Origin of the sequence: Flavobacterium taihuense (assembly GCF_019351435.1) — a bacterium.
Classification (GTDB): Bacteria; Bacteroidota; Bacteroidia; order Flavobacteriales; family Flavobacteriaceae; genus Flavobacterium; species Flavobacterium taihuense.
The window spans coordinates 142,971-164,288 of the sequence record NZ_JAHWYN010000009.1 but is presented as its reverse complement, the minus strand read 5'-3'; the positions used below and the strand labels follow the sequence as shown (position 1 = coordinate 164,288).

The following is a 21,318-nucleotide window of genomic DNA, read 5'->3' as shown; positions in this document are numbered from 1 at the left end:
TGACGTATCGAATAAATACTCTTAGCAAACAAGCGATTGAGAATAGAATTTCCTCTATTCAACAATCGCTTGTCTTTTAAATCTTCAAAATGTCTTGTCTGCATTTTTTTATCTCAAAGATAAAAAAAGTTGTGTCCAGACGGTAGCTCAATTGAGTTGCTTTTTTTTATGTAGGTTTCTTTCTTATTTAAAGTTGAAACCAAAGATAGCACCCAGCCCAAATTGATAAGAATAGGCATAATCCTGCACTGCTACAGGGCCCCAATATCCCCAATAGGTGTCCGTGCCAGAAGGAGCAACAGTTGATATAAGATTAGCTTGAAGGCTTATAGAAACAATAGAAGCAGTTTTTATTTTTACACCTCCTTTTATTTCCCACGCAAAGTTGGTATCACTTCCTCCGTATGGACCTTCAGTAATTGCAACACCAAGTCCACCTCCTAAATAAGGAACCGCATTATTTCCGTTATCAAAGTAATGATTGCCCCCTATTAAGATATAGTTGAAAGCTCCGTCACCATTAACATCGTTAGCGGCAATTGGTACATCTACATCCATTGAAGTGTCAAACCTTAAATATTTAAGTTCTACAGATGTTGATTTTTGAGGAAAAAATTCAAATCCGGCACCATATGTAAGGCCATCTCCAATTTTAAGGTCTCCATAATCAAAGTTAACGTTATTTGAAAACGTGTAGCTGCCATAAACATCAAGCACTACTGAACCTCTATCTTGAGCCATCATACCTGTTGAAAATAAAAGCGCGATTAGTATTAATTTGTAATTTTTCATAATTTTTTGTTTTGTTTGTTTCTAACAAATATAAATAAAAAATTAAAAAGATTACAAATTATATGTTAAAGAAACTGTTTAAATGGTTTATATTTTGGCTAGTTAGGTTAATCTTGTTTTAAGTCTAAAAACAATTCCTACGAGTAATTTTTTTAATCTAAATTGGACCGTTTGTTAATTAATTATCATTTCTGGTATTTCTCCTTCTATGATTAAGTCAGCTTCAGTAGATGCAATAATATGTTCAACTGTAACTCCTGGTGCGCGTTCCAATAACTTAAACCCTTTTGGGGTAATCTCTAAAACGGCTAATTCTGTGACTACTTTTTTTACACAACCCACACCGGTTAAAGGCAAAGTGCATTTTTTAAGAATTTTGGACTCACCCGCTTTGTTGACGTGCATCATGGCAACTATGATATTTTCGGCGGAAGCGACTAAATCCATAGCACCACCCATTCCTTTTACCATTTTCCCAGGGATTTTCCAGTTGGCGATGTCTCCATTTTCTGAGACTTCCATAGCACCAAGAATGGTCAAATCGACATGTTGTCCACGAATCATTCCGAAACTGGTTGCGGAGTCAAAAAAAGAAGCTCCCGGTAAGGTCGTTATGGTTTGTTTTCCTGCATTGATGATGTCGGCATCTTCTTCGCCCTCAAAAGGAAATGGCCCCATGCCCAGAACGCCATTTTCGCTTTGAAATTCGACGTCAATTCCTTTCGGAATATAGTTGGCAACCAATGTCGGTATTCCAATCCCTAGATTAACGAAATAGCGGTCTTTTAATTCTTGTGCAATTCGTTTTGCAATTCCTATTTTATCTAATGCCATGTGCTTTTATGTTTTAAAATCTAAGATTATCTGTTTTCTAAAATCCGACGGCTATATTCTGTGCTCTCATATTTGCAGTCTGAAATCTGGGTCTGCTCCCGAAAGCCTTCGGAACTAAAATTTATTCTCTTTTTCTGGTTGTACGTTGTTCAATTCGTTTCTCATATTTTTTTCCTTGGAATATACGTTGCACCAAAATTCCTGAGATATGAATTTGGTTTGGATCTAATGTTCCAGCTTCAACCAATTCTTCGACTTCGGCCACCGTAATTTTGGCGGCACCACACATACAAGGATTGAAGTTTCTGGCTGTTCCTTTGAAGATGAGGTTTCCTGCGGTATCTCCTTTCCAGGCTTTTACTATGGCAAAATCGGCTTTGAAGGCGTGTTCCATAATGTGCATTTTACCATTGAATTCCCGAACTTCTTTTCCTTCAGCAACTTCGGTTCCATAACCGGCGGGTGTGAAAAAGGCAGGAATACCCGCTTGTGCCGCTCGGCATCTTTCGGCCAAAGTACCTTGTGGGATGAGGTCTACTTCAAGTTCACCGGAAAGCATTTGGCGTTCGAACTCAGCATTTTCCCCTACATAGGAAGAGATCATCTTTTTGATTTGTTTTTTTTGCAGAAGCAATCCAAGTCCAAAATCATCAACACCTGCATTATTGGAGATGCAGGTCAAGTTTGTGGTTTCTTTTTGAACCAATTCGGCTATAGAGTTTTCGGGTATGCCACATAATCCGAAGCCACCAAGCATAAGGGTCATTCCGTTTTCAATTCCTTTTAGTGCTTCTTGAACGGTATTTACTTTTTTGTTAATCATAATGATTTATTTATAACTATATCGATTTCGTTTATGAGTTTTGAAAATTAGTGCATTTCGATTTTCTGTGAAGTATTACTATTTAATGTATTAAAAAAAGGACCTCAATTGAAAATAACTAATTTTTAAAGCAAATTTAGTAAAATAATCACATTATTTGTTTTCAAAAATTTTATTAAATGTGGACAAACAAAAAAAGCCATTTTAGATTGACTAAAATGACTCTTTGAATTCTATTATGTATTTTTTACAATGAAAACTCTTCGGTATCTTGTTCCGGAGTGGCAGTGGAGTCTTTAACTACGGCTGCTCGTGGGGTATAACAATCTACTTTGATGGAAAGATTCTTAGGTCTTTCAAAATCTTCCTTGGATATGTTTAATCCTTTGTCATCATAGCATTTTTTCATGAAATAACCCCAAATTGGTAATGATGTAGCTGCTCCTTGTCCAAACGTAAGCGTTTTGAAATGTGCAGAACGGTCTTCACAGCCTACCCAAACACCTGTTACTAGGTTGGGTACCATTCCCATGAACCAACCATCGGATTGATTTTGTGAGGTTCCTGTTTTTCCGGCAATTGGATTTGTAAACATATAAGGATATCCTGTCCAGCGTTTGTCCCCGTTTCCTCCATTTTGAGTTCTCAATCTGGCACCAGAACCAGTTTCGGTTACACCTTCCAATAATTTAATTACTGCAAATGCGATGTCTTTGTTCAAAACGTCATGCGATTCTGGGATAGGTTCGTAAATAACTTCACCGCTTTTATTTTCAATTTTAGACAAGAATTGCGGTTTGGTATAAACTCCTTGGTTAGCAAATGTACTGAAGGCAGCCACCATATCTTCTACTGTAATTTCCACAGCTCCCAAAGCGATTGACGGCTGATTGATGATTTCAGATTTCACTCCTAATTTATGCGTCAGTTCAATTACGGCTTCTGGGCCAACTTTGTCAATCAATTTGGCCGAAACAGTATTAATTGAGTGAGCCAATGCTTGTTTTAAAGTTACCATTCCTCGATAGTTATTATCGGAGTTTCTAGGTTCCCAATCTTCGGTTACGTGGTGACGTCCTTTGCGAATGATAAATGGACCGTCAAGTATCGAATCGCAGGGAGACATATTCAATTGTTCTATAGCGGTTGCATAAACAAAAGGTTTGAAGGTAGAACCAACTTGTCTTGCACCTTGCCCTACGTGGTCGTATTGAAAATACTTGTAGTTGATACCACCAACCCAAACTTTAATATTACCCGTTTGAGGTTCCATAGACATTACACCTGCTTGTAAAAAGTGTTTGTAATAACGAATGGAATCCAGAGGAGTCATGATAGTATCTCTTTCTCCTTTCCAAGTGAAAACGGTCATTTTTGTTTTTTCGCTGAAAGTTTTGATGATTTCTTCGTCGCTTTTATCTTGTTCTTTCAATGCGGTCCATCGGTTAGACGATTTCATAGCCTGATTGATGATACGTTGTGTTTCTGCTTCAGAAATGTTTACAAAAGGCGCGTTTTTATTGCCTTTGGCTTGATCGAAAAATTCTTCCTGCATATTGGCCATGTGGGCCGCAACTGCTTCTTCGGCGTACGCTTGCATTCTGGAATCGATAGTGGTGTAGATTTTAAGTCCGTCTTTGTAAATGTCGTAATCAGAACCATCAGGTTTTTTGTTTTCTTCCACCCATTTTTTCATATAATCACGAAGGTATTCTCTAAAATAAGTAGCAGTTCCTTCTCTATGGCTTTCTAGTTTGAAATGAAGCGTGATAGGCAAGCTTTGCAATTTAAGTTTTTGGTCTTCGGTAATAAGGTTTGCTTTTTCCATTTGCAAAAGCACTACATTTCTTCGGTTTTTTACTCCAACTGGATTTTTTACTGGATTGTAAAGCCCTGAGTTTTTGAACATACCCACTAAAATAGCGGATTCGTCAATGGTTAAATCTTTGGGCTCCTTTGAAAAATAGGTTTTTGCGGCGGAACTAACCCCTACGGAATAGTTTCCAAAATCATACACATTACAATACATGGCAATGATTTCGTTTTTGGTGTATTGTCTTTCCAAACGAATAGCGATGATCCATTCTTTGGCTTTTTGTACAATTCGAAAAGGCAAAAACTTAGACCCTTCACCGTGAAATAACTGTTTAGCCAATTGTTGGGTTAAGGTACTGGCTCCTCCACTAGTTCCCAAACTGGCGATGGCTCTTAGGGTTCCTCTTCCATCAATTCCAGAATGCTCATAAAAACGAGCATCTTCAGTAGCAATCAAGGCTTGAACTAAGTTTTTTGGTAAGTCAGAATATTTTAATGCAGAACGGTTTTGTTTAAAATATTTCCCCAAAACCACTCCATCAGAAGAGATGATTTCGGTGGCAAGATTGGAATCTGGGTTTTCTAAATCTTCAAATGAAGGCATAGATCCAAAGAGACCCCAAGATGCAAACAGGAAGAATAAAGCGACAATTCCCAATCCATAAAAGTAAATTTTCCAAAATTTATTGGAATAATATTTAACATCTTTATCGATGCCTTTTGTCTGAGCGTTACTTTTTTTAATAGCCATAATCGTGTTCTAATCTTTATTTTCTATTCTAAAACCTACCTCTGTGATTCCTTCTAAAAAAGTAACTCCTGGCACTTTTCCGTTTTCTCTCACTGCTTGTTTGATATGTACTTTGTATTTACCTCTAAAACGAACATTTTCTTTGTAGTAGAGTTTGCTTTCTTTGAGATCAGTAAAGCCATCGCCTAATAACGTCCCGTCAGGTTCGGCCATTTGGTATTCTAAAGTATCTACTTTAGTATACCCATTTGGACTTTCTAAGGACACAATTAGAAACAGATTGTTGTATTTGTAATTGTTGTTATTTCTTAAATTTACAAATAAATTGTATCTTTTTGTTGAATCCAAATCAGGCAAATCAAAAGTGACTATGCTGTCTTTGTTCCAGGCGCTACCCACAGATTTATACTCGTCAAAAACTCTTTTTTTATCACATGAAAAAAGGAGTGCTGTTACAAAAAGGAGTAAAAGACTATTCTTTATTGTCATTTTTTTTAATAATTATTGGTTTTCTAGGCTGTTCTGTTTTGTTCTCAGCTGAAGGAGGACGATTGTTGTTGGGTTTCTTGCGATTATTTTTATTACGATTTCTATTTCCATTGTTGCCGTTAGGATTTTCCTTAACAGGATTCTCTTTGTTGGGAACGTTAGCGTTTACATTGCTCGGGGGACTATTTTTTTGAATAGTTGGTTTATTTGTACTATTAGGCACGATTGCATTTTCTCCAGCTACTCTAGGTTTTTTGGCTGGTTTTTTCTTTCTCTTTGGTTGGTCAAAACGAGTTAAACTTTCTTGACCCATCGCATTATTGAAATTTTGCTCTGGTTCTGCAACCTCTTCAATAGCATAATCTTCTAGTGACGAAACTTTGTTTTTTAATTTGTTTTCGGCAATAATTTCTTTGACTTGGTCAATTTTTAAAATGTGCCAATTAGCAAAATTATTGGTGTAGGCGAACCACATTAAACCTTTAAAAATGTCTTGCTTTTGACAAATAGCATCCCCTTTTTCGGTAATCAATTTGGTGTCAAATTCTGGAAAATCTTTCAAAGCATCCATGTAAGTGTCCAATTCGTAATTCAAACAACACTTCAATTTACCGCATTGACCGGCTAGTTTTTGCGGGTTTAAGGACAATTGCTGGTAACGCGCCGCAGAGGTGTTAACACTTCTGAAATCTGTTAACCAAGTAGAACAACATAATTCTCTACCACAAGAACCAATTCCGCCCAAACGAGCTGCTTCCTGACGGAAACCAACTTGTTTCATCTCAACTCTGGTACTAAATTCTTTGGCAAAATCTTTGATTAAAAGCCTAAAATCGACTCTGTCATTGGCCGTATAATAGAAAGTAGCTTTCGACCCGTCACCTTGAAATTCAATATCAGAAATTTTCATTTCCAGTTTTTGTGCAATCGCCAATTCTCGTGCACGCACTTTCATTGGTTCTTCTTTGTTTCGGGCTGTTGTCCAAATATCGATGTCTTTTTGAGTTGCTTTTCGATATACCTTCGGTACTTCATTACTCAAATGATTTACCCCCTTTTTCTTCATTTGAATTTTTACCAATTCTCCTGTAAGTGTTACAATTCCAATATCATGACCAGGTGAAGCGACAGTTGCCACAATATCACCCATGCTTAAAGTCAAATTCTCGGTATTGCGGTAAAATTCTTTTCTACCATTCTTAAATCGGACTTCGACACAGTCAAAAGGAGCTTCACCATTGGGTAAACTCATGTTCGAAAGCCAATCAAAAACAGTCAATTTATTGCAGCTATCGGTGCCGCAAGTCCCATTATTTTTACAACCCTTTGGTGAACCACCGTCTGAAGTTGAACAACTTGTACATGCCATAATGATATATGTAGTATTGCTATTGAAGCAATTTAAGTTCGTATTACGTTTAATGGGTAAAGATAGTATTTTTTTGGTTTATGTTACAAGAGCTGAAAACGCCAAATATTCATAAATTTATGCTAAAGAAAAACTATAGAAATTCGCGATTTAATAAAAACCATTGTAGTCCAAATTAGATATTTTAAACCTAAAAAATTCTCTTTTGAACCCTTTTTTGTAAATGGATTATGCCGAGTTTAATCGAATACAAAATTATTTATGATGTGTTTTTTTTTACATTTTTTTATGAATTAGCGTTGTGTTTTTGCTATTGCTTTTAGATCCATTAGTATACTCCCATATTTTTAAATAATCCTTGGTATTCAGGATTGTTTGGATCCAATTGCTTCAATTGAAGTACTGCTTTCTGTGCTTTTGTTGTGTCGTTGGTTTGTATATAAAGAAAGGTCAATGCATAATAAAGTTCAGGTGCCGATGGATTTATTGCGATTCCTTTGTTTAGCACCACTTCAGCTTCTTTGAATTTTTTGCTTTGAATCAAAAGTAAGCCGTAATTATAGTAAACCCTTGGATTGTCTGATTTCAGAGCGACCGCTTTTGCAAAAGCTTTTTCTGCTTCGGGCTGGTTGCTCATTTCGTTATAAAGCAATGCCATATTGTAATAAATACGCGCGTTTTTTGAATCGTTTTTCAAGGCTCTTTCCAATGATTTTAAGGCTTGTTCATTATTTCCCTGCAAATTGTAAGTTGTAGATAAATTAAGTAAAGCATAATTCATTTGGCTGTCTTTTTTCAATCCTTTTTCATAATAATTTACCGCATTGCCATAATCCTTCAGCTTAAGGTAGTAATCAGCCAGCATTACGTTTCCGACAGAAAAATCGGTTTGATAGTGCAAATATTTTTTTAGCTCTTTGTGCGCGGCCACAAAAGCATCTTTGTGCTGACTTGGTATTTGTTCTTGGGGAATAGTAATATAAAGATCGGCTGCCGCTATTCTCACAGCTCTTACTTTATCCGAGAGTAAATATCCTACTTGATTTATCCAGCTCCTTGGCTCAAAATTTGACAGACTTCTCAATGAGCGGTATCTTACTTGCGCATCTTTATTTTTTAAAGATTTTAAGAGTATATTTAGGCTAGGTTCTGTTTGAATGTTCCCCAGATAAAAAGCGGCAGTTGCTTTAATTATGTCTGGTGTTTGACTGTTTTCAATCAGTTTTATCAGGTGCGCTTCACTTTTTGAGTCCAATTGACTTCCCGGAATAAGATCATCGGAAAAATGGTATTTTCTTTTTGGCCCATACCATTTTACTATTGCATCAGCTAGATACTTGTTTGATTTTTCCTGATGACAGCTGCTGCAGGCATTTGGCGTTCCATACTTTTCGGATAAGTCTGGCCTTGGCACTCTGAAACTGTGGTCGTGTCTCAAATCGTTACCCATATATATTTTTCCTGGCATGTGACAGCTCACACAGAGTGCAGATTGGCTTCCCACAGGATGAAAAGTATGAGTAGGTAAATTGTATTTTTGCGGATTATGACATTGTAAGCAGGTCTGATTGTCTATTTTTTTTAGTTTTGTCGAATGCGGATTATGACAATTACTGCATTTTACCCCCTTGCTGAACATTTTGCTTTGCAGGAATGAAGTGTAGATATAATCTTCGTCATCAATTTGTCCATCTGCAAAGAAATTCTCTGTATCGGGAATCTGCGGAATATAATTGTCCATGATTTCATTGCTCCGAATATGATTATTGCTAATCTCAGATGCCCGGGCATGACAAGGAGCACAAGTGTTTATCTGTTCAAGCTGGTTTCCGTTTTTAATCAATTTAAGAAAACTGCCTTTTATTTTATTACCGTCTTTATAATCTTCGTTCTTAATGTAATCACTGTGCTCCTTTCCAGCTCCGTGACAGCTCTCGCAGCTCACATTTATGACACTATAGCTCGTTTTGTAAGTATTTGTTTTGTCATCATATTTTTTTTGGAGATTGGTCGAGTGGCAGGAAGCGCACATCGTATTCCAGTTTTGAGAATTTCCAGTCCAATGCAGCCAGTCGTGTGAAGAGACGGTTTGTTTGGCATATTGGTTAAACCACTTTTTTTGTTTGGTGTCCCAACTCACCCTTGGAACCTGTAGTCTCCCTCCTGGGAATTCAACCAGATATTGCTGTAATGGAGTAAAACCGAAGATGTATTTTACTTCGTAATCATGATTTTTGCCATCCTCACCCTCTGTGTTGATGAAATATTTGTTTCCTTTTTTAAAGAATCTGCTGGTAACTCCGTCGGCTATATGAGTGATGTTATCAAAATTTCCCTTTACTGTTTTTTCCGATGGCGGTAACATTGACATAAAATGATGTGATTCTTTCCATTCCTTATGCTCTGCTTTGTGACATTCTTTACAGGATTGGTCACCTACATAAGTACTTTTTTCATTCGATATTAAACTGTATTTTTCTTCTTTTGAAGAATAACTATCTACTATAAAAATTCTAAATGCAACGAATGAAAGGAGAATTAAAATAATAAATAAGACGTACTTACGCTGCATAAAACAAGATTTTGTTTAAAAATAATTTCAAAATGAGAATAGGATTCGGAATTATAATTCAAGTGTTTCACTATCAATTTAAGATGAATATTTTAATTTATTGATTTTGTATTTTGAAACGTCTGATAGGTAAAGATAGTATTTTTGGGTTAGGTTACAAGGAGTAAAAAAGCCAAAAGAGCATAAAGTTATATATACGAAAAAAGAAGATTTTTTTTACATCAATAATAGTTTTGAGGAAACCAAAAAACAATCGCCTTTGTATTTTGTAATCATTAAATTTAAGTATAAACAATTGTTAATATGTGTTTTAAATGTTAATTAATTATTTCTTACGGGTTGTTGCTTTTTTTTTATCTTTAGTACTTTCTTTTCTAACAGTTTTTTTATATAAATTCTATTAATTTAAAAATTCAGTAATTATGAGTATGAAAATTGTATTATCATTTGTAACAACAGTATTACTTTATCACTGCAGCTACGCACAACAGCCCACTTTTAAAGGAGATGTAAAATTAGATGTCCGGGAATCGAAAGCAGACTGGACGCCATACATTCGCAAAAAAGCCCCAGAAGGTTCGCCTAACGTTCTTATCATTCTTTACGATGATACAGGATTAGCGGCATGGTCACCTTATGGAGGAAGAATCAATATGCCAACGATGGACAAATTGGCTGCCGATGGTTTGACGTACACCCAATGGCATACCGTAGCACTTTGTTCGCCAACTCGTTCATGCATCAATACAGGTCGTAACCATAATTTGAATGGAATGGGTTCTATTACAGAAGGAGCTAATGGATTTCCGGGTTACAGTTGTCAATTGCCTCCACAGGCAGCTACGATGGCACAAATTCTTAATGATAACGGATGGAGTACTTTTTGGTTAGGAAAAGACCACAATGTTCCCGAAACCGATCTTTCTGCGGGAGCGAATAAAAGTCAATGGCCTTTGCAGCAAGGTTACGATCGTTTTTATGGATTTATTGGTGGAGAAACAAACCAATGGTATCCTGATTTAACTGAAGACAACCACGCGATCGAACAACCGTATGGTCCTGAAAAAGGATACCATTTATCTAAAGATTTAGCGGATCAAGCGATTAAGATGATTAGTGATCAAAAATCGGCCAATCCTTCTAAACCTTGGTTTATGTGGTTTTGTCCAGGAGCGAATCACGCACCACACCAGGCGCCAAAAGATTATATTGCAAAATACAAAGGAAAGTTTGATGATGGTTATGATTCGTATCGCAAATGGGTATTACCTCGTATGATTCAAAAAGGAATTTTACCTGCTGGTACTAAATTAACAGAGTTTAATCCGATGCCAACAGATCAGGCTGCTCCTGGTGATTTTGTGCGCCCGTGGGATAAACTTAATCCAGATGAGAAGAAATTGTTTTCGCGTTTGTGTGAGGTGTATGCTGCTTTTTCAGAATATACCGATGTTCAGATTGGCCGTCTTATTGATCATTTGAAAGCAACAGGACAATATGATAATACCGTTATTATGTATGCTTCTGACAATGGAGCGTCTGGAGAAGGAAGCCCTAGTGGTTCTGTAAATGAGAATAAATTCTTTAATGGTTTTCCTGATGAATTATCAGAAAACATGAAATTAATTGACGAGTTGGGGGGACCCAATACTTACGAGCATTATCCAACCGGATGGGCAGCAGCCTTATCCACTCCTTTCAAAATGTTCAAACGTTATTCTAATTATGCCGGAGGAACAGAATGTCCGTTAACGATTACTTGGCCAAAAGGAATTAAAGCCCGAGGTGAAATTCGCAATCAGTACCACCATGCGGTAGATATTGTTCCGACTATTCTTGATATTTGTGGGCTTGAGATGCCAAAGGTGTACAAAGGTGTAGAGCAATATCCTTTATCAGGGGTTTCTATGAGATATTCTTTTGATGCCAAACCGGATACTCCAACTCAAAAACACGTACAATATTACACCATGCTGGGAACTCGTGCCATTTGGCAGGACGGTTGGAAAGCAGTGGCTGTTCATGCACCACTTACTGGTAAAGGTAAATTTGACCAGGATAGATGGGAATTATACCACGTAGATGTGGATCGTTCCGAATCAGTTGACTTGGCCAAGAAAAATCCCGAAAAACTGGAAGCACTGAAGAAATTGTACATGGAAGAAGCGTTGAAAAATAATGCCTTGCCTCTAGATGACCGTTCTGCTACCGATATACTAACTATTGAGCGCCCTACAGAAGAAAAAGAAAGTGATAGCCATACGTATTATCCTCATACCAGTTCAGTACCAGAAGCCGTAGCTGCTAATGTTAGAGGAAAATCATATAAAATTGTTGCCAATGTTGAGATTAAAGATGCTAATGCTTCTGGAGTGATTTTTGCTCATGGTTCTCGTTTTGGAGGTCATAGTTTGTTTATCAAAGACCACAAATTGTATTATGTTTATAATTTCCTTGGAATTACGGAACAGCAACTAGTATCTTCTGAACCTGTTAAAGTTGGGAAATATACAGTTGGAATGGAATTCACCAAAGAGAAAGCTGGAGAATACAACGAATCCATTGGTACTGCCAAATTGTATGTAAATGACAAAGAAGTAGCCAAAAATAATATGAAAGCACAAGTAGGTAAATTTACGCTTGTTGGTGATGGTCTTTGTATAGGTTATGATAGTGGTGATCCTGTAAGTAAGCTTTATTCATCACCGGGCGAATTTGAAGGTGGAAATATTTCTTTCGTAACGGTGAGTACAGGTAAAGAGCAATATCTTGATTTGGAACGAGAAGCGGCGAGAGCTTGTAGTAAAGAATAACTATGTTAAACAATAATGAATTTTTATAGTTTATATAGATTCATAACCTAAAAAAGAAAAGAGGTTATCCATTTGGACAGCCTCTTTTCTTTTTTAGGTTTTAATAATTCACATCTGAAAAACGATATTTAAAGCATGGAATTAAAAGGGACTGTAGAAAGCATAATTAAAATGGACAGTATTTTTTCATCAGTGGGATTGGAATACAATAATCCAAAAACCGGCTTGTTATTGTATATTTTTAATGTCATGATTTCTTGACCACTGATTTCAATGTCCATTTGGTTTCCAGCTTTGCTATTTTCAATGATAAAAGGCACTTTGTTTAATTCTCCTTCAAGACTGAATGGTATTGTTTGTCCATTTTGCCCCGAAAATGTATTATTCCAAAATTCAGGCATCTTGCTGATGGTCGATTCGTTTTTACCATCCCAATATTGTGAAAAGTGTTTTTTTGAATCTTTTCGGTCTCCCATTGTAATTTTAAAACTGCCAATGGTGTCTTTTTCGCAGAGTATGTAATTCTTTTTGGAGTCGTCCAAAAATCTTTTGGTTCGCTCTGATCCACCTTCATGAATAATGGTATTTCCTACTTTCCAATCCGATTCTACCCTGTTTTCTTCAGTAAAAGGAATTTCACACGAATAATGTTTGTTTTCGTTGATGTTTAAAAACCCAAATTTTGTTTTATAAATCTTTGCAGTAATTTGATCTGTTGGTAATCCAAATAGTAAATTAACAGCAACATTTGTTATATTATCCCCTGTTTTACTGACTCTTTTTACTTTTTTGGTTGTACTGTTTTGAATAATCCATTCTTGTTTTAATTGAAGTTGCTCTATAATTGAGTCGTTTTTAGTAACGAAGTTTAACTTTTGAATATTGGGGAATTTCTTGTCAACATCCAAAAACAAACAGGCAGGAATTACTTTTAGTTTTAAATCTTTTTCAGGAGTGCTGGAAAAGAAATTTTGCAAGGCCCTATCAAACGCCTGCAAAAAAGAGTCAGTAAGTGCTGGAATTTTGCGAAGTAAAATTTGTCCATCAGGAATGGCCTCTCTTTGCATTTCGAAAGTCATCTCATTCGAAAAAATTTCAGAACCATTAGTACCATCAACGATTATGGCCTTGAAGCGCATATGATATGGAGCATAATCTAGGTTTTCGAAAAAGGGGCTGGAATCAAATAGTAAAGACAACATATTCTTTTTCTTATCCATCAAAGGATACGGCCCACTATCAGTCACCTGAAAAAATAGATGCCAATTGCCTGGAATTCCTTTTTTTAATTCTGTCTTAAGTTTTGGCGTTTTGTATGAAGGTTCTATTTGTTTTAACTTCCATTGAGGCTCTAGGACGGTTGCATTCCACCGGCTGCTTATTGCTGAAACAATACTTTGTTTCATTTTTTTTGCCAGTATGGAATCCTCTGCCAAAACAACGCGAGAAATTAAACCATAATTTGTGGCTTCTTTGACCCAAGGGTAGTAGTTGTATTCCATTTTTTCAACCCGAATCACTTGTTTATCTGTAGATTGAGAAAAAGAACTATAGGTCAACAAGTAGAATAAATAAGTTGCGAATGAGTGGATTGTTTTTGTAATATTAAAACTGCTTTTCATTATATTTCTAATTAAATTAGTACAGTTTACTACTATCAAAGATACAACTTTATGGAATTACTTAAATTACTTAGGTTTCTTTCACCGAAATGATTTTCACTGGACAAGCTTTGGCAGCCAATTCACAACTTTCTAAAATGGTGTGATCGGGTGATTTCAAAGTATAAAAACCTTTGGCATTTATACTTTTAATCAACACCGATTTTCCATCCTTTTTGGACATTTGAAATTGAACGGGTGCCATTTCCACACAATAATTGCACCCAATGCATTTATCTCTTTGTAGCGTTACAATAACCATTAGGCTTCTACAATTTTATATAATTTGTCAGACATACGGATTCTGAAAGGCAATTTGAAAGTGCAATCATCTCCTTTTGTTGCTTTTTCTGCAGTTACATCATTCACATACATCTCTTCGATAACCATTTCCTGAGCTCCGGTGCTTGGTCCTGTCACCAATATTCTGTCCCCAACTTTAATGTCGTAGGCTTCGATTTTGAATTGGCCAATTTCCGCTTTTGGGAAAAAGTGGGTTCCTTTCCCCACATACACTTTCTTTTGGGTGGCTACAGATCCCGAAACATCGCTCCATTCTCCCAATTCCTGTCCGAGGTAATAACCCGCCCAAAAACCACGATTGTAAACGGTATTCAGCGCTTCCATCCAAACCGCTACTTTTTCTTTGGTAAAAGTACCTTCGTAATAACTGTCTATCGCTTCTCGGTAGGTTTTAATTACAGTGGCCACATATTCAGGTGCTCGGCCGCGACCTTCAATTTTCAGGACTTGAATACCCGAATCAATCACTTGGTCCAGAAAATCCAGCGTGCATAAATCTTTTGGAGACATCATGTATTCGTTGTCCAATTCGATTTCAAAACCAGTTTCCTGATCGATAACAGTATATTTTTTACGGCAATTTTGTTTGCACGCTCCACGGTTTGCCGATGAGTTATTCGAATGTAGACTCAAATAGCATTTTCCCGAAACCGCCATGCACAATGCGCCATGACCAAAGATTTCGATTTCCACCAATTTGCCGTTTGGTCCTTTGATTTGCTCTTTTTCGATTTGTTCCGTGATTTTTTTTACTTGACGCAAACTCAATTCACGGCTCAAAACCATGGTATCTGCAAATAAGCTGTAGAATTTGATGGTTTCGATGTTGGTAACGTTCAATTGGGTCGAAATATGAACTTCTATCCCGATTCCTCTCGCCATCGCAATTACGGCTTGGTCGGAGGCAATTACGGCGGTGATGTTGGTTTCTTTGGCTTTGTTCAACAATGTTTTTACGACTGATAAATCGTGGTCGTAAATGATGGTGTTCAGCGTCAAATAACTTCTAACGTTTTTGGCTTCACAACGACGGGCGATTTCAGGTAAATCATCTATTGTGAAATTGACCGTGGCACGGGCGCGCATGTTCAATTGTTCTACGCCAAAATATACAGAATCGGCGCCATTATCCAATCCAGCCTGAAGCGACTCAAAGTTCCCTGCGGGAGCCATAAGTTCTATTTTATTGATTGTTGTCATGATAAATTAATTTAGAATTTTATATAATTTATCAGACAATCTAATTCTGAAAGGCACTGTGAAGGTTACTTTGTCGCCTATTTTGGCTTGAGTGCTTTCGGTTCCGTTAACCAACATTTTGTCTAAAACCATTTCTTGGTTTCCGGTTGTTGGCCCTACGATTAAGATTTTATCACCCGAATTCAATTCTTGGTTTTCTATGGTGAAAAGGCCCACTTGCGCTTTTACGTAATAATGTTCCGCTTTGCCAAGTAATGCTTTTTTAACTTTTATCTTTTTGCGAATATCAGTTGTTTTTGGAGCTGTTGCCAAAGCTGTGTCTGTCAATTCTCCAGAATGTTTAAATTTTAAACTTTCCGATTTTCCTTTTCTGAAAACTTTATTTCCAACTTGCTTTCCTGTTCTCAATCGTACTTGATCGACCAAAGGCATATGGATAATTTCCAGACATTCGGTAGAACAACAGTTTTCCATGGCTGTTTTGCATTCGTCACATTGAATAAACAACAAATGGCATCCGTCATTTTCACAATTGGTGTGATTGTCGCAAGGTTTTCCACATTGGTGGCATTGCGAAACGATATCGTCTGTAATTCTTTCACCTAAGCGATTATCGAAAACAAAATTCTTTCCAATGAATTTGCTTTCCAAACCTTCTGCTTCAATTTGTTTGGCGTAATTAATGATTCCGCCTTCTAATTGGAAAACATTTTTGAAGCCTTGGTGTTTGAAATAGGCACTTGCTTTCTCACAACGAATTCCACCGGTGCAATACATCACTAGGTTTTTGTCTTCTTTGTGATCTTGAAGTTGCTCGTTGATTATCGGCAGACTTTCTCTAAAAGTTTCAACATCGGGAGTTATGGCACCTTTAAAATGACCCACTTCACTTTCATAGTGATTTCTAAAATCAACTACTATCGTGTTTGGATCATCCAGGATTTCGTTGAATTCCTTGGCTTTTAAGTGAACTCCTTTGTTAGTTACATCAAATGTATCGTCGTTCAAGCCATCTGCAACAATTTTGTGACGGACTTTGATAGTTAGTTTCAAAAAGGCGTGATCGTCATGTTCTACGGCCACATTCAAACGAATGCCTTTCATAAAATCATAAACTTCCAGAGTTTCTCTAAAAGCTTCGAAATTTTCGGCAGGAACATTCATTTGGGCGTTGATGCCTTCATGGGCAACGTAAATTCGGCCCAATGCATCGAGTGCATTCCAAGCAATAAATAAATCGTTACGAAATTGTGTGGGATCTAGAATTTTGGCATACGCATAGAAAGACAACGTAAGACGTTGTTTGCCAGCTTGATCAATAAGCTCGGCTCTTTCTTCTGCGCTTAAGGTGTTATACAGTTGCATGCTATAAACGTTTAAGTGAGAAAATATGTTGTGAGTTCTAAATGGAAGAACTCAAATCGGGTGCAAAATTAGTGAACTTTTGTGATTTTGTATGCTAATTAGCGGAATATTGTGATTTCTGATTTTAGACTTACCCTTTTTGATTTTTAGAAGTGAAAACTAGGTGTAAAATATTTTAAATCATTAACCCGTTAGTTAGGATTATTTTTAACACATAGAAACATAGATTTTGGTAGCTCAAAAGTAGGCGTTTCACTTATTTAAAATACACATAGCTTTCTATGTGAAAGAAATGTATTTCTTTTTTGTGTTCTTTTTTTAAATAAAATCTATGTTTCTAATTAAAATTTCATGAATTACACCCAATAAATCTTAAATCAAAAATCGTTAATGTGCATTCTTTAATTCTTTGGTTGCTTCAACAACTAAATCGTCTACTGCTACAAAACGGCTAATGTGTCCGAGAAGATCTTCAAGGTTTTCGGAACGTAAGATGTCTCGAACTTCGGAGCGGGCTTCGGCAATTTTTAAGGATATATTCTTTGCTTTCAAATCGATAAAAAGTTGTTTTAAAAAGCGGGCACCTGCAATATCAATATGAGGGGAGGAGTTGAGGTCCAGTATTATTGTTTTTAATGTGCTAATTTCACTGTCGATTTTGAGCCATAATTGTTCTTTTATAAATTCACAATTAAAATATAAAATAGCCGATTCAATACGAACAATTAATACTCCTTCAATTTTTTCGTTATCCGGATGTCGTGCCATATCTGTATAACGTTTGGTGCCTGGTATTCTGCCCAAGAAAGCGACATTTGGTGTAGAGGTTGCTTTGATTAACAGCAATAAAGTTACTATGGCTGCCAGTAAAACTCCGGTTAGGATCCCCCAAATGAGTACTCCGATAAGGGCTATCATGGCAACATAAAATTCTTGTTTGTTGATTTTGTACAAATGTTTCATTTCCTTTAGATCAAAAAGACCTCTGATGGCTACCAAGACTATCGATGCCAAGACTACAGTAGGTAAATTTTGTAAGTATCCTGTTAAAAACAGCAAACATATTGCAATTGTTACTGAAGCAAACACTAAGGATAATGGTGTTTTGGCGCCAGCAGTATCATTTACGGCAGATTGTGACAATCCTCCAGCTACGGGGTATCCCTGTCCGAATGCTACGGCAGCATTGGCTATGCCAAGAGCCAGTAATTCTTGCCGAGGGTCAATGTTGTATCCGTTTTTTTGTGCCAATGTTCTTCCTGCCGATACACTTTCGATATAAGAGAGTAAAAAACAAGCCAAAGATAATGGAAGTACTCCGTCTACATCGCGGATGCGGAGTGAAGGCAGATGAAATTCAGGCAGTCCGGTTGGGATAGCTCCGACGGTTTTGAATCCTTGTATCCCTAATGAGGTGGTCGAAATAAGTACTATGGATGCTATTACAATTATAATGGCCACTGGTCGTCCCGGCGCTACTTTTTCGCCAATAATTAGAATGATAATGGCAGAAATTCCGAAAATAAAAACAGCAGTATTCATGTCCGGAATTTGGTGAAAGAGAAAAAAAACTCGTTCTAAAAAATTTTCCCCACCGCCTTTTACTCCAAATAATTTGGGTAATTGGGTTAAACCTATGGTTATAGCGGCACCCGCTTTGAAACCAACCAAAACCGTTTCACTAATAAAATTGATAATACCACTCAATCTTAGAAAATAAGCAAGTATTGCCATTACTGCAAAGATCAATGCAGTGAGCGAAGCAATATCTCCCCAACGTTGTATGTCACCATGAGCCAGATTCGCAATTGTTGTGCCTATAAGAAGCGAGATTGCAGAGGTGGGGCCAATAGCCAATTGTTTGCTGGTTCCTAATAAGGTGTAAAAAAAACCACCAATGAGATAACCATAAATTCCGTATTGAGGAGGCAATCCAGCAAGTGTGGCATAGGCGAGCGAAACAGGAATTCCATAAGCAGCCAATGTTATTCCGGCAATAAAATCACTGTTTAATGTTTTGGTATTGTATGCTGCAATCCAATCAGCTGGAGGGAAAATTTTTAGTGCCATAATTCGAAATTAAATAGAGGAGATTATTTTTTTTCGTCTAGTAATGCTTTTTTAACAGCATTTAATTCGGCTATTTTCTCAGCACTTACTTTTGGATATTCTAATTCCATTTCATCCAATGCGTGAATAATTGCCGAAGCAATGGCGATTCGTGCATAAGATTTATTGTCGGCAGGAATCACATACCAAGGGGATTTTTTGGTCGAGGTGTTTTTTATCAATTCCTCATAGGCATGCATATAGTCATTCCAATATCCTCTTTCTTTGGCGTCTGCAGCACTAAATTTCCAGTTTTTGTCTGGATCATCTACACGCTCGATAAAGCGTTTTTTTTGTTCGTCTTTGGAAACATTAAGGAAAAACTTGAGTACAATAGTTCCGTTTCGGGTTAGGTATTTTTCAAAGTTTCGGATGTCTTGAAAGCGTTCCTCCCAAATGTCTTTAGTGACTAATTTTTCAGGTAGTTTTTGGCCTTTTAAAATTTGTTCATGTACGCGTACTACTAAAACCTCCTCATAATACGAACGGTTGAATATTCCAATGCGGCCCCGCTCTGGTAAATGTTTTTGGCAGCGCCATAAAAAATCGTGGTCTAAATCCTCGGAACTTGGTGCTTTAAAAGAAGAAACTTGACAGCCTTGTGGATTTACACCAGACATAACATGTTTGATAGCCCCATCTTTGCCTGCCGCATCCATCGCTTGAAAAACAAGGAGTAATGACCATTTGTCCTGAGCATACAGTATGTCCTGCATTGCTGCAAGCGCATCAACCCCCATTTGCAAGGTTTGATTTACCAATGGTTTTCCTTCTTCACCTAAATTGAAACTGGCTTTGGTTTCGTAATCTTTAAGCTTAAAGCCATCCCCATCGCCAACACAATATTGTTTTGAAAATTTTTTAGCTCTTTGAATAAGTTCTTTTTTACTTAAGGAAGTTATATCAATTAACTTTTCCTCGAAGTCATTCAATTCTTTTTTATTGCTTTTAGACATGATTTTAAAATTTAATGTTATTAAATGGTTGATTGAGATTAAAAAATAATTAATATTTTTCCGATGTTTTGAATTGTAGAAACCAATGAACTAATTTAGTAAAAATATAATAGCAGGAATTATTTATGAAAAGAATAAATGTGAAATTCGGAAGTATAATTTAAACTAATAATAAATTATTTATTTTTTTATTAGTTATTAAGAATTATTCGCTTGTTTTTTGTAATTTACTGCCACTGATAAAGTTTAATCAGTATTTTTGTTTCTACTAATTTTAATACTAATTTTATGAATGCATTGAAAAAGGTTAAAATATTTTTTTGTGTTATGGTTTTCTCATCCTTATGGATTTCTTGTAAAAAGGAAGCTGCGCCGCAAGCCAAACCACTCGAAATATCGGTTGTAAAAGTGCTGCAGCAGGATGTGAGATTGGAGTCGGAATTTACTGGACAAACCTTTGGGCAATCCGATATACAGATTAACCCTAGAGTTGATGGTGTGATTGAAAGTCTCAATTTTAAAGAAGGAAGTTTAGTGACTAAAGGACAGTTGTTATATACCATCGATCCATTGCCTTATCAAGCAAAATTAAACGAGGCAGAAGGATCATTGGCTGAGGTTGAAGCTCGATTAGCAAAAACCAAATCAGATTATGATATGATGATTCCATTAGCCAAAATGAATGCAGTTAGTCAAAGGGAGTTAATATCAGCAAAAGCAGCTTACAATGCTTCTGTAGCATCTATAAAAGCGGCTTCGGCGAATTTAGAAAACGCAAAAATAGAATTAGGATATTGCTCAATTGTTGCCCCAATTTCAGGATTGATAGGGATATCAAAAGTTAGGGCAGGGGATTATGTCCGCCCGGGTGCCGCATCCGTTTTAAATACCATCTCTGATTTAGGGGATGTGAGAGTTCGTTTTACTTTAAGTGAGCAAGAATTTCTTCGTATTTATAGAGAGGTCAATAAGAAAAATTCATCATTAAAAGGAGCTGGACAATCAATTTCACTAAAATTGTCAGATGGATCAATTTATCCACAAACAGGAAGGATTAGTTTTGCTGACAGACAAATTGATCCTACAACTGGAGCAATTACATTTGAGGCATCATTTCCAAATCCTGATAAATTATTGCGGCCAGGTCAATATGTAAAAGTTGGGTTGGTCACTGATGTTCGTGCTAATACATTTCTAATTCCTCAACGATCAGTAATTGAAATGCAAGGTATATACCAAGTATATGTTTTGGGTGATAGTAGTAAAGTTCATATGCAAATTGTTAAACCAGGACCCGCCTATAAAGATGGTTATGTTATTGAAGATGGTTTGAAAACTGGAGATAAAATTGCAATGGGTGGTACCTCTTTGTTAAAAAATGGTAGTGTTATTACACCAAAACTAATCGAATGGCAACCAGGTCAGCAAGAAACAGCGCCAACTAAATAATTTAGCTAATATATTAA

Annotated in this window: 15 protein-coding genes; 2 read left to right on the top strand and 13 right to left on the bottom strand. The window is 36.6% G+C overall.

The features are described from left to right. Window positions 1-183: 183 nt before the first annotated feature. The 7 genes from KZH69_RS12025 to KZH69_RS11995 form a co-directional block, all read right to left on the bottom strand. On the bottom strand, window positions 184-792 hold the full coding sequence (locus tag KZH69_RS12025) for a putative outer membrane beta-barrel protein (RefSeq protein WP_219317722.1): 609 nt from the start codon (window positions 790-792) through the stop codon (window positions 184-186). 174 nt (window positions 793-966) lie between these two features. Further along, complete coding sequence (locus KZH69_RS12020) at window positions 967-1,626, bottom strand: CoA transferase subunit B (RefSeq protein WP_219317721.1); 660 nt, start codon at window positions 1,624-1,626, stop codon at window positions 967-969. Window positions 1,627-1,747: 121 nt separating this feature from the next. Then, window positions 1,748-2,449: a CoA transferase subunit A gene (locus KZH69_RS12015; protein ID WP_219317720.1), complete on the bottom strand. Its 702-nt coding sequence runs from the start codon at window positions 2,447-2,449 to the stop codon at window positions 1,748-1,750. Window positions 2,450-2,696: 247 nt separating this feature from the next. Next, on the bottom strand, window positions 2,697-5,015 hold the full coding sequence (locus KZH69_RS12010; RefSeq protein WP_219317719.1) for a penicillin-binding protein 1A: 2,319 nt from the start codon (window positions 5,013-5,015) through the stop codon (window positions 2,697-2,699). Window positions 5,016-5,024: 9 nt separating this feature from the next. After that, window positions 5,025-5,504: a gliding motility lipoprotein GldH gene (locus KZH69_RS12005; protein WP_219317717.1), complete on the bottom strand. Its 480-nt coding sequence runs from the start codon at window positions 5,502-5,504 to the stop codon at window positions 5,025-5,027. Beyond that, the gene (locus KZH69_RS12000) at window positions 5,488-6,873 is read right to left on the bottom strand and encodes a PSP1 domain-containing protein (protein WP_219317715.1); all 1,386 of its coding nucleotides are present in this window, start codon (window positions 6,871-6,873) and stop codon (window positions 5,488-5,490) included. The genes KZH69_RS12005 and KZH69_RS12000 overlap by 17 nt, the downstream gene beginning before the upstream one ends. Window positions 6,874-7,201: 328 nt before the next feature. After that, window positions 7,202-9,445: a tetratricopeptide repeat protein gene (locus KZH69_RS11995; RefSeq protein ID WP_219317713.1), complete on the bottom strand. Its 2,244-nt coding sequence runs from the start codon at window positions 9,443-9,445 to the stop codon at window positions 7,202-7,204. Between the two features lie 422 nt (window positions 9,446-9,867). Between KZH69_RS11995 and KZH69_RS11990 the strand changes: the two genes are divergently transcribed. Further along, entirely contained in the window at window positions 9,868-12,258 is a 2,391-nt protein-coding gene (locus KZH69_RS11990; RefSeq protein WP_219317711.1) for an arylsulfatase, read from the top strand. Window positions 12,259-12,386: 128 nt separating this feature from the next. Here KZH69_RS11990 and KZH69_RS11985 read toward each other — a convergent pair whose 3' ends face one another. The 6 genes from KZH69_RS11985 to KZH69_RS11960 all read right to left on the bottom strand — a co-directional run bounded on the left by KZH69_RS11985 (window position 12,387) and on the right by KZH69_RS11960 (window position 19,852). Beyond that, window positions 12,387-13,880: a hypothetical protein gene (locus KZH69_RS11985; protein WP_219317709.1), complete on the bottom strand. Its 1,494-nt coding sequence runs from the start codon at window positions 13,878-13,880 to the stop codon at window positions 12,387-12,389. A 70-nt stretch (window positions 13,881-13,950) separates the two neighbouring features. Continuing rightward, the gene (locus KZH69_RS11980) at window positions 13,951-14,181 is read right to left on the bottom strand and encodes a ferredoxin (protein ID WP_219317708.1); all 231 of its coding nucleotides are present in this window, start codon (window positions 14,179-14,181) and stop codon (window positions 13,951-13,953) included. Beyond that, entirely contained in the window at window positions 14,181-15,422 is a 1,242-nt protein-coding gene (locus tag KZH69_RS11975; protein WP_219317707.1) for a peptidase U32 family protein, read from the bottom strand. Before KZH69_RS11975 ends, KZH69_RS11980 begins: the two co-directional genes overlap by 1 nt. 6 nt (window positions 15,423-15,428) lie before the next feature. Further along, window positions 15,429-16,787: an oxygen-dependent tRNA uridine(34) hydroxylase TrhO gene (trhO, locus tag KZH69_RS11970; protein WP_219317706.1), complete on the bottom strand. Its 1,359-nt coding sequence runs from the start codon at window positions 16,785-16,787 to the stop codon at window positions 15,429-15,431. Window positions 16,788-17,174: 387 nt separating this feature from the next. Next, window positions 17,175-18,857, bottom strand: coding sequence for a SulP family inorganic anion transporter (locus KZH69_RS11965; protein WP_219317705.1), 1,683 nt, complete (start codon window positions 18,855-18,857; stop codon window positions 17,175-17,177). Between the two features lie 23 nt (window positions 18,858-18,880). Beyond that, window positions 18,881-19,852: a polyphosphate kinase 2 family protein gene (locus KZH69_RS11960; RefSeq protein WP_219317704.1), complete on the bottom strand. Its 972-nt coding sequence runs from the start codon at window positions 19,850-19,852 to the stop codon at window positions 18,881-18,883. Window positions 19,853-20,179: 327 nt separating this feature from the next. Between KZH69_RS11960 and KZH69_RS11955 the strand changes: the two genes are divergently transcribed. Then, entirely contained in the window at window positions 20,180-21,301 is a 1,122-nt protein-coding gene (locus tag KZH69_RS11955) for an efflux RND transporter periplasmic adaptor subunit (protein WP_219317702.1), read from the top strand. Window positions 21,302-21,318: the final 17 nt, after the last annotated feature.

Bases quoted from the DNA above. Each gene is read 5' to 3' on its own strand.
- KZH69_RS12025 (WP_219317722.1), bottom strand. From the start codon at position 792: ATGAAAAATTACAAATTAATACTAATCGCGCTTTTATTTTCAACAGGT.
- KZH69_RS11990 (WP_219317711.1), top strand. From the start codon at position 9,868: ATGAGTATGAAAATTGTATTATCATTTGTAACAACAGTATTACTTTAT.
- KZH69_RS12010 (WP_219317719.1), bottom strand. From the start codon at position 5,015: ATGGCTATTAAAAAAAGTAACGCTCAGACAAAAGGCATCGATAAAGAT.
- KZH69_RS12000 (WP_219317715.1), bottom strand. From the start codon at position 6,873: ATGGCATGTACAAGTTGTTCAACTTCAGACGGTGGTTCACCAAAGGGT.
- KZH69_RS11980 (WP_219317708.1), bottom strand. From the start codon at position 14,181: ATGGTTATTGTAACGCTACAAAGAGATAAATGCATTGGGTGCAATTAT.
- KZH69_RS11995 (WP_219317713.1), bottom strand. From the start codon at position 9,445: ATGCAGCGTAAGTACGTCTTATTTATTATTTTAATTCTCCTTTCATTC.
- KZH69_RS11975 (WP_219317707.1), bottom strand. From the start codon at position 15,422: ATGACAACAATCAATAAAATAGAACTTATGGCTCCCGCAGGGAACTTT.
- KZH69_RS12005 (WP_219317717.1), bottom strand. From the start codon at position 5,504: ATGACAATAAAGAATAGTCTTTTACTCCTTTTTGTAACAGCACTCCTT.
- KZH69_RS11965 (WP_219317705.1), bottom strand. From the start codon at position 18,857: ATGGCACTAAAAATTTTCCCTCCAGCTGATTGGATTGCAGCATACAAT.
- KZH69_RS11955 (WP_219317702.1), top strand. From the start codon at position 20,180: ATGGTTTTCTCATCCTTATGGATTTCTTGTAAAAAGGAAGCTGCGCCG.
- KZH69_RS11985 (WP_219317709.1), bottom strand. From the start codon at position 13,880: ATGAAAAGCAGTTTTAATATTACAAAAACAATCCACTCATTCGCAACT.
- KZH69_RS12015 (WP_219317720.1), bottom strand. From the start codon at position 2,449: ATGATTAACAAAAAAGTAAATACCGTTCAAGAAGCACTAAAAGGAATT.
- KZH69_RS12020 (WP_219317721.1), bottom strand. From the start codon at position 1,626: ATGGCATTAGATAAAATAGGAATTGCAAAACGAATTGCACAAGAATTA.
- trhO (WP_219317706.1), bottom strand. From the start codon at position 16,787: ATGCAACTGTATAACACCTTAAGCGCAGAAGAAAGAGCCGAGCTTATT.
- KZH69_RS11960 (WP_219317704.1), bottom strand. From the start codon at position 19,852: ATGTCTAAAAGCAATAAAAAAGAATTGAATGACTTCGAGGAAAAGTTA.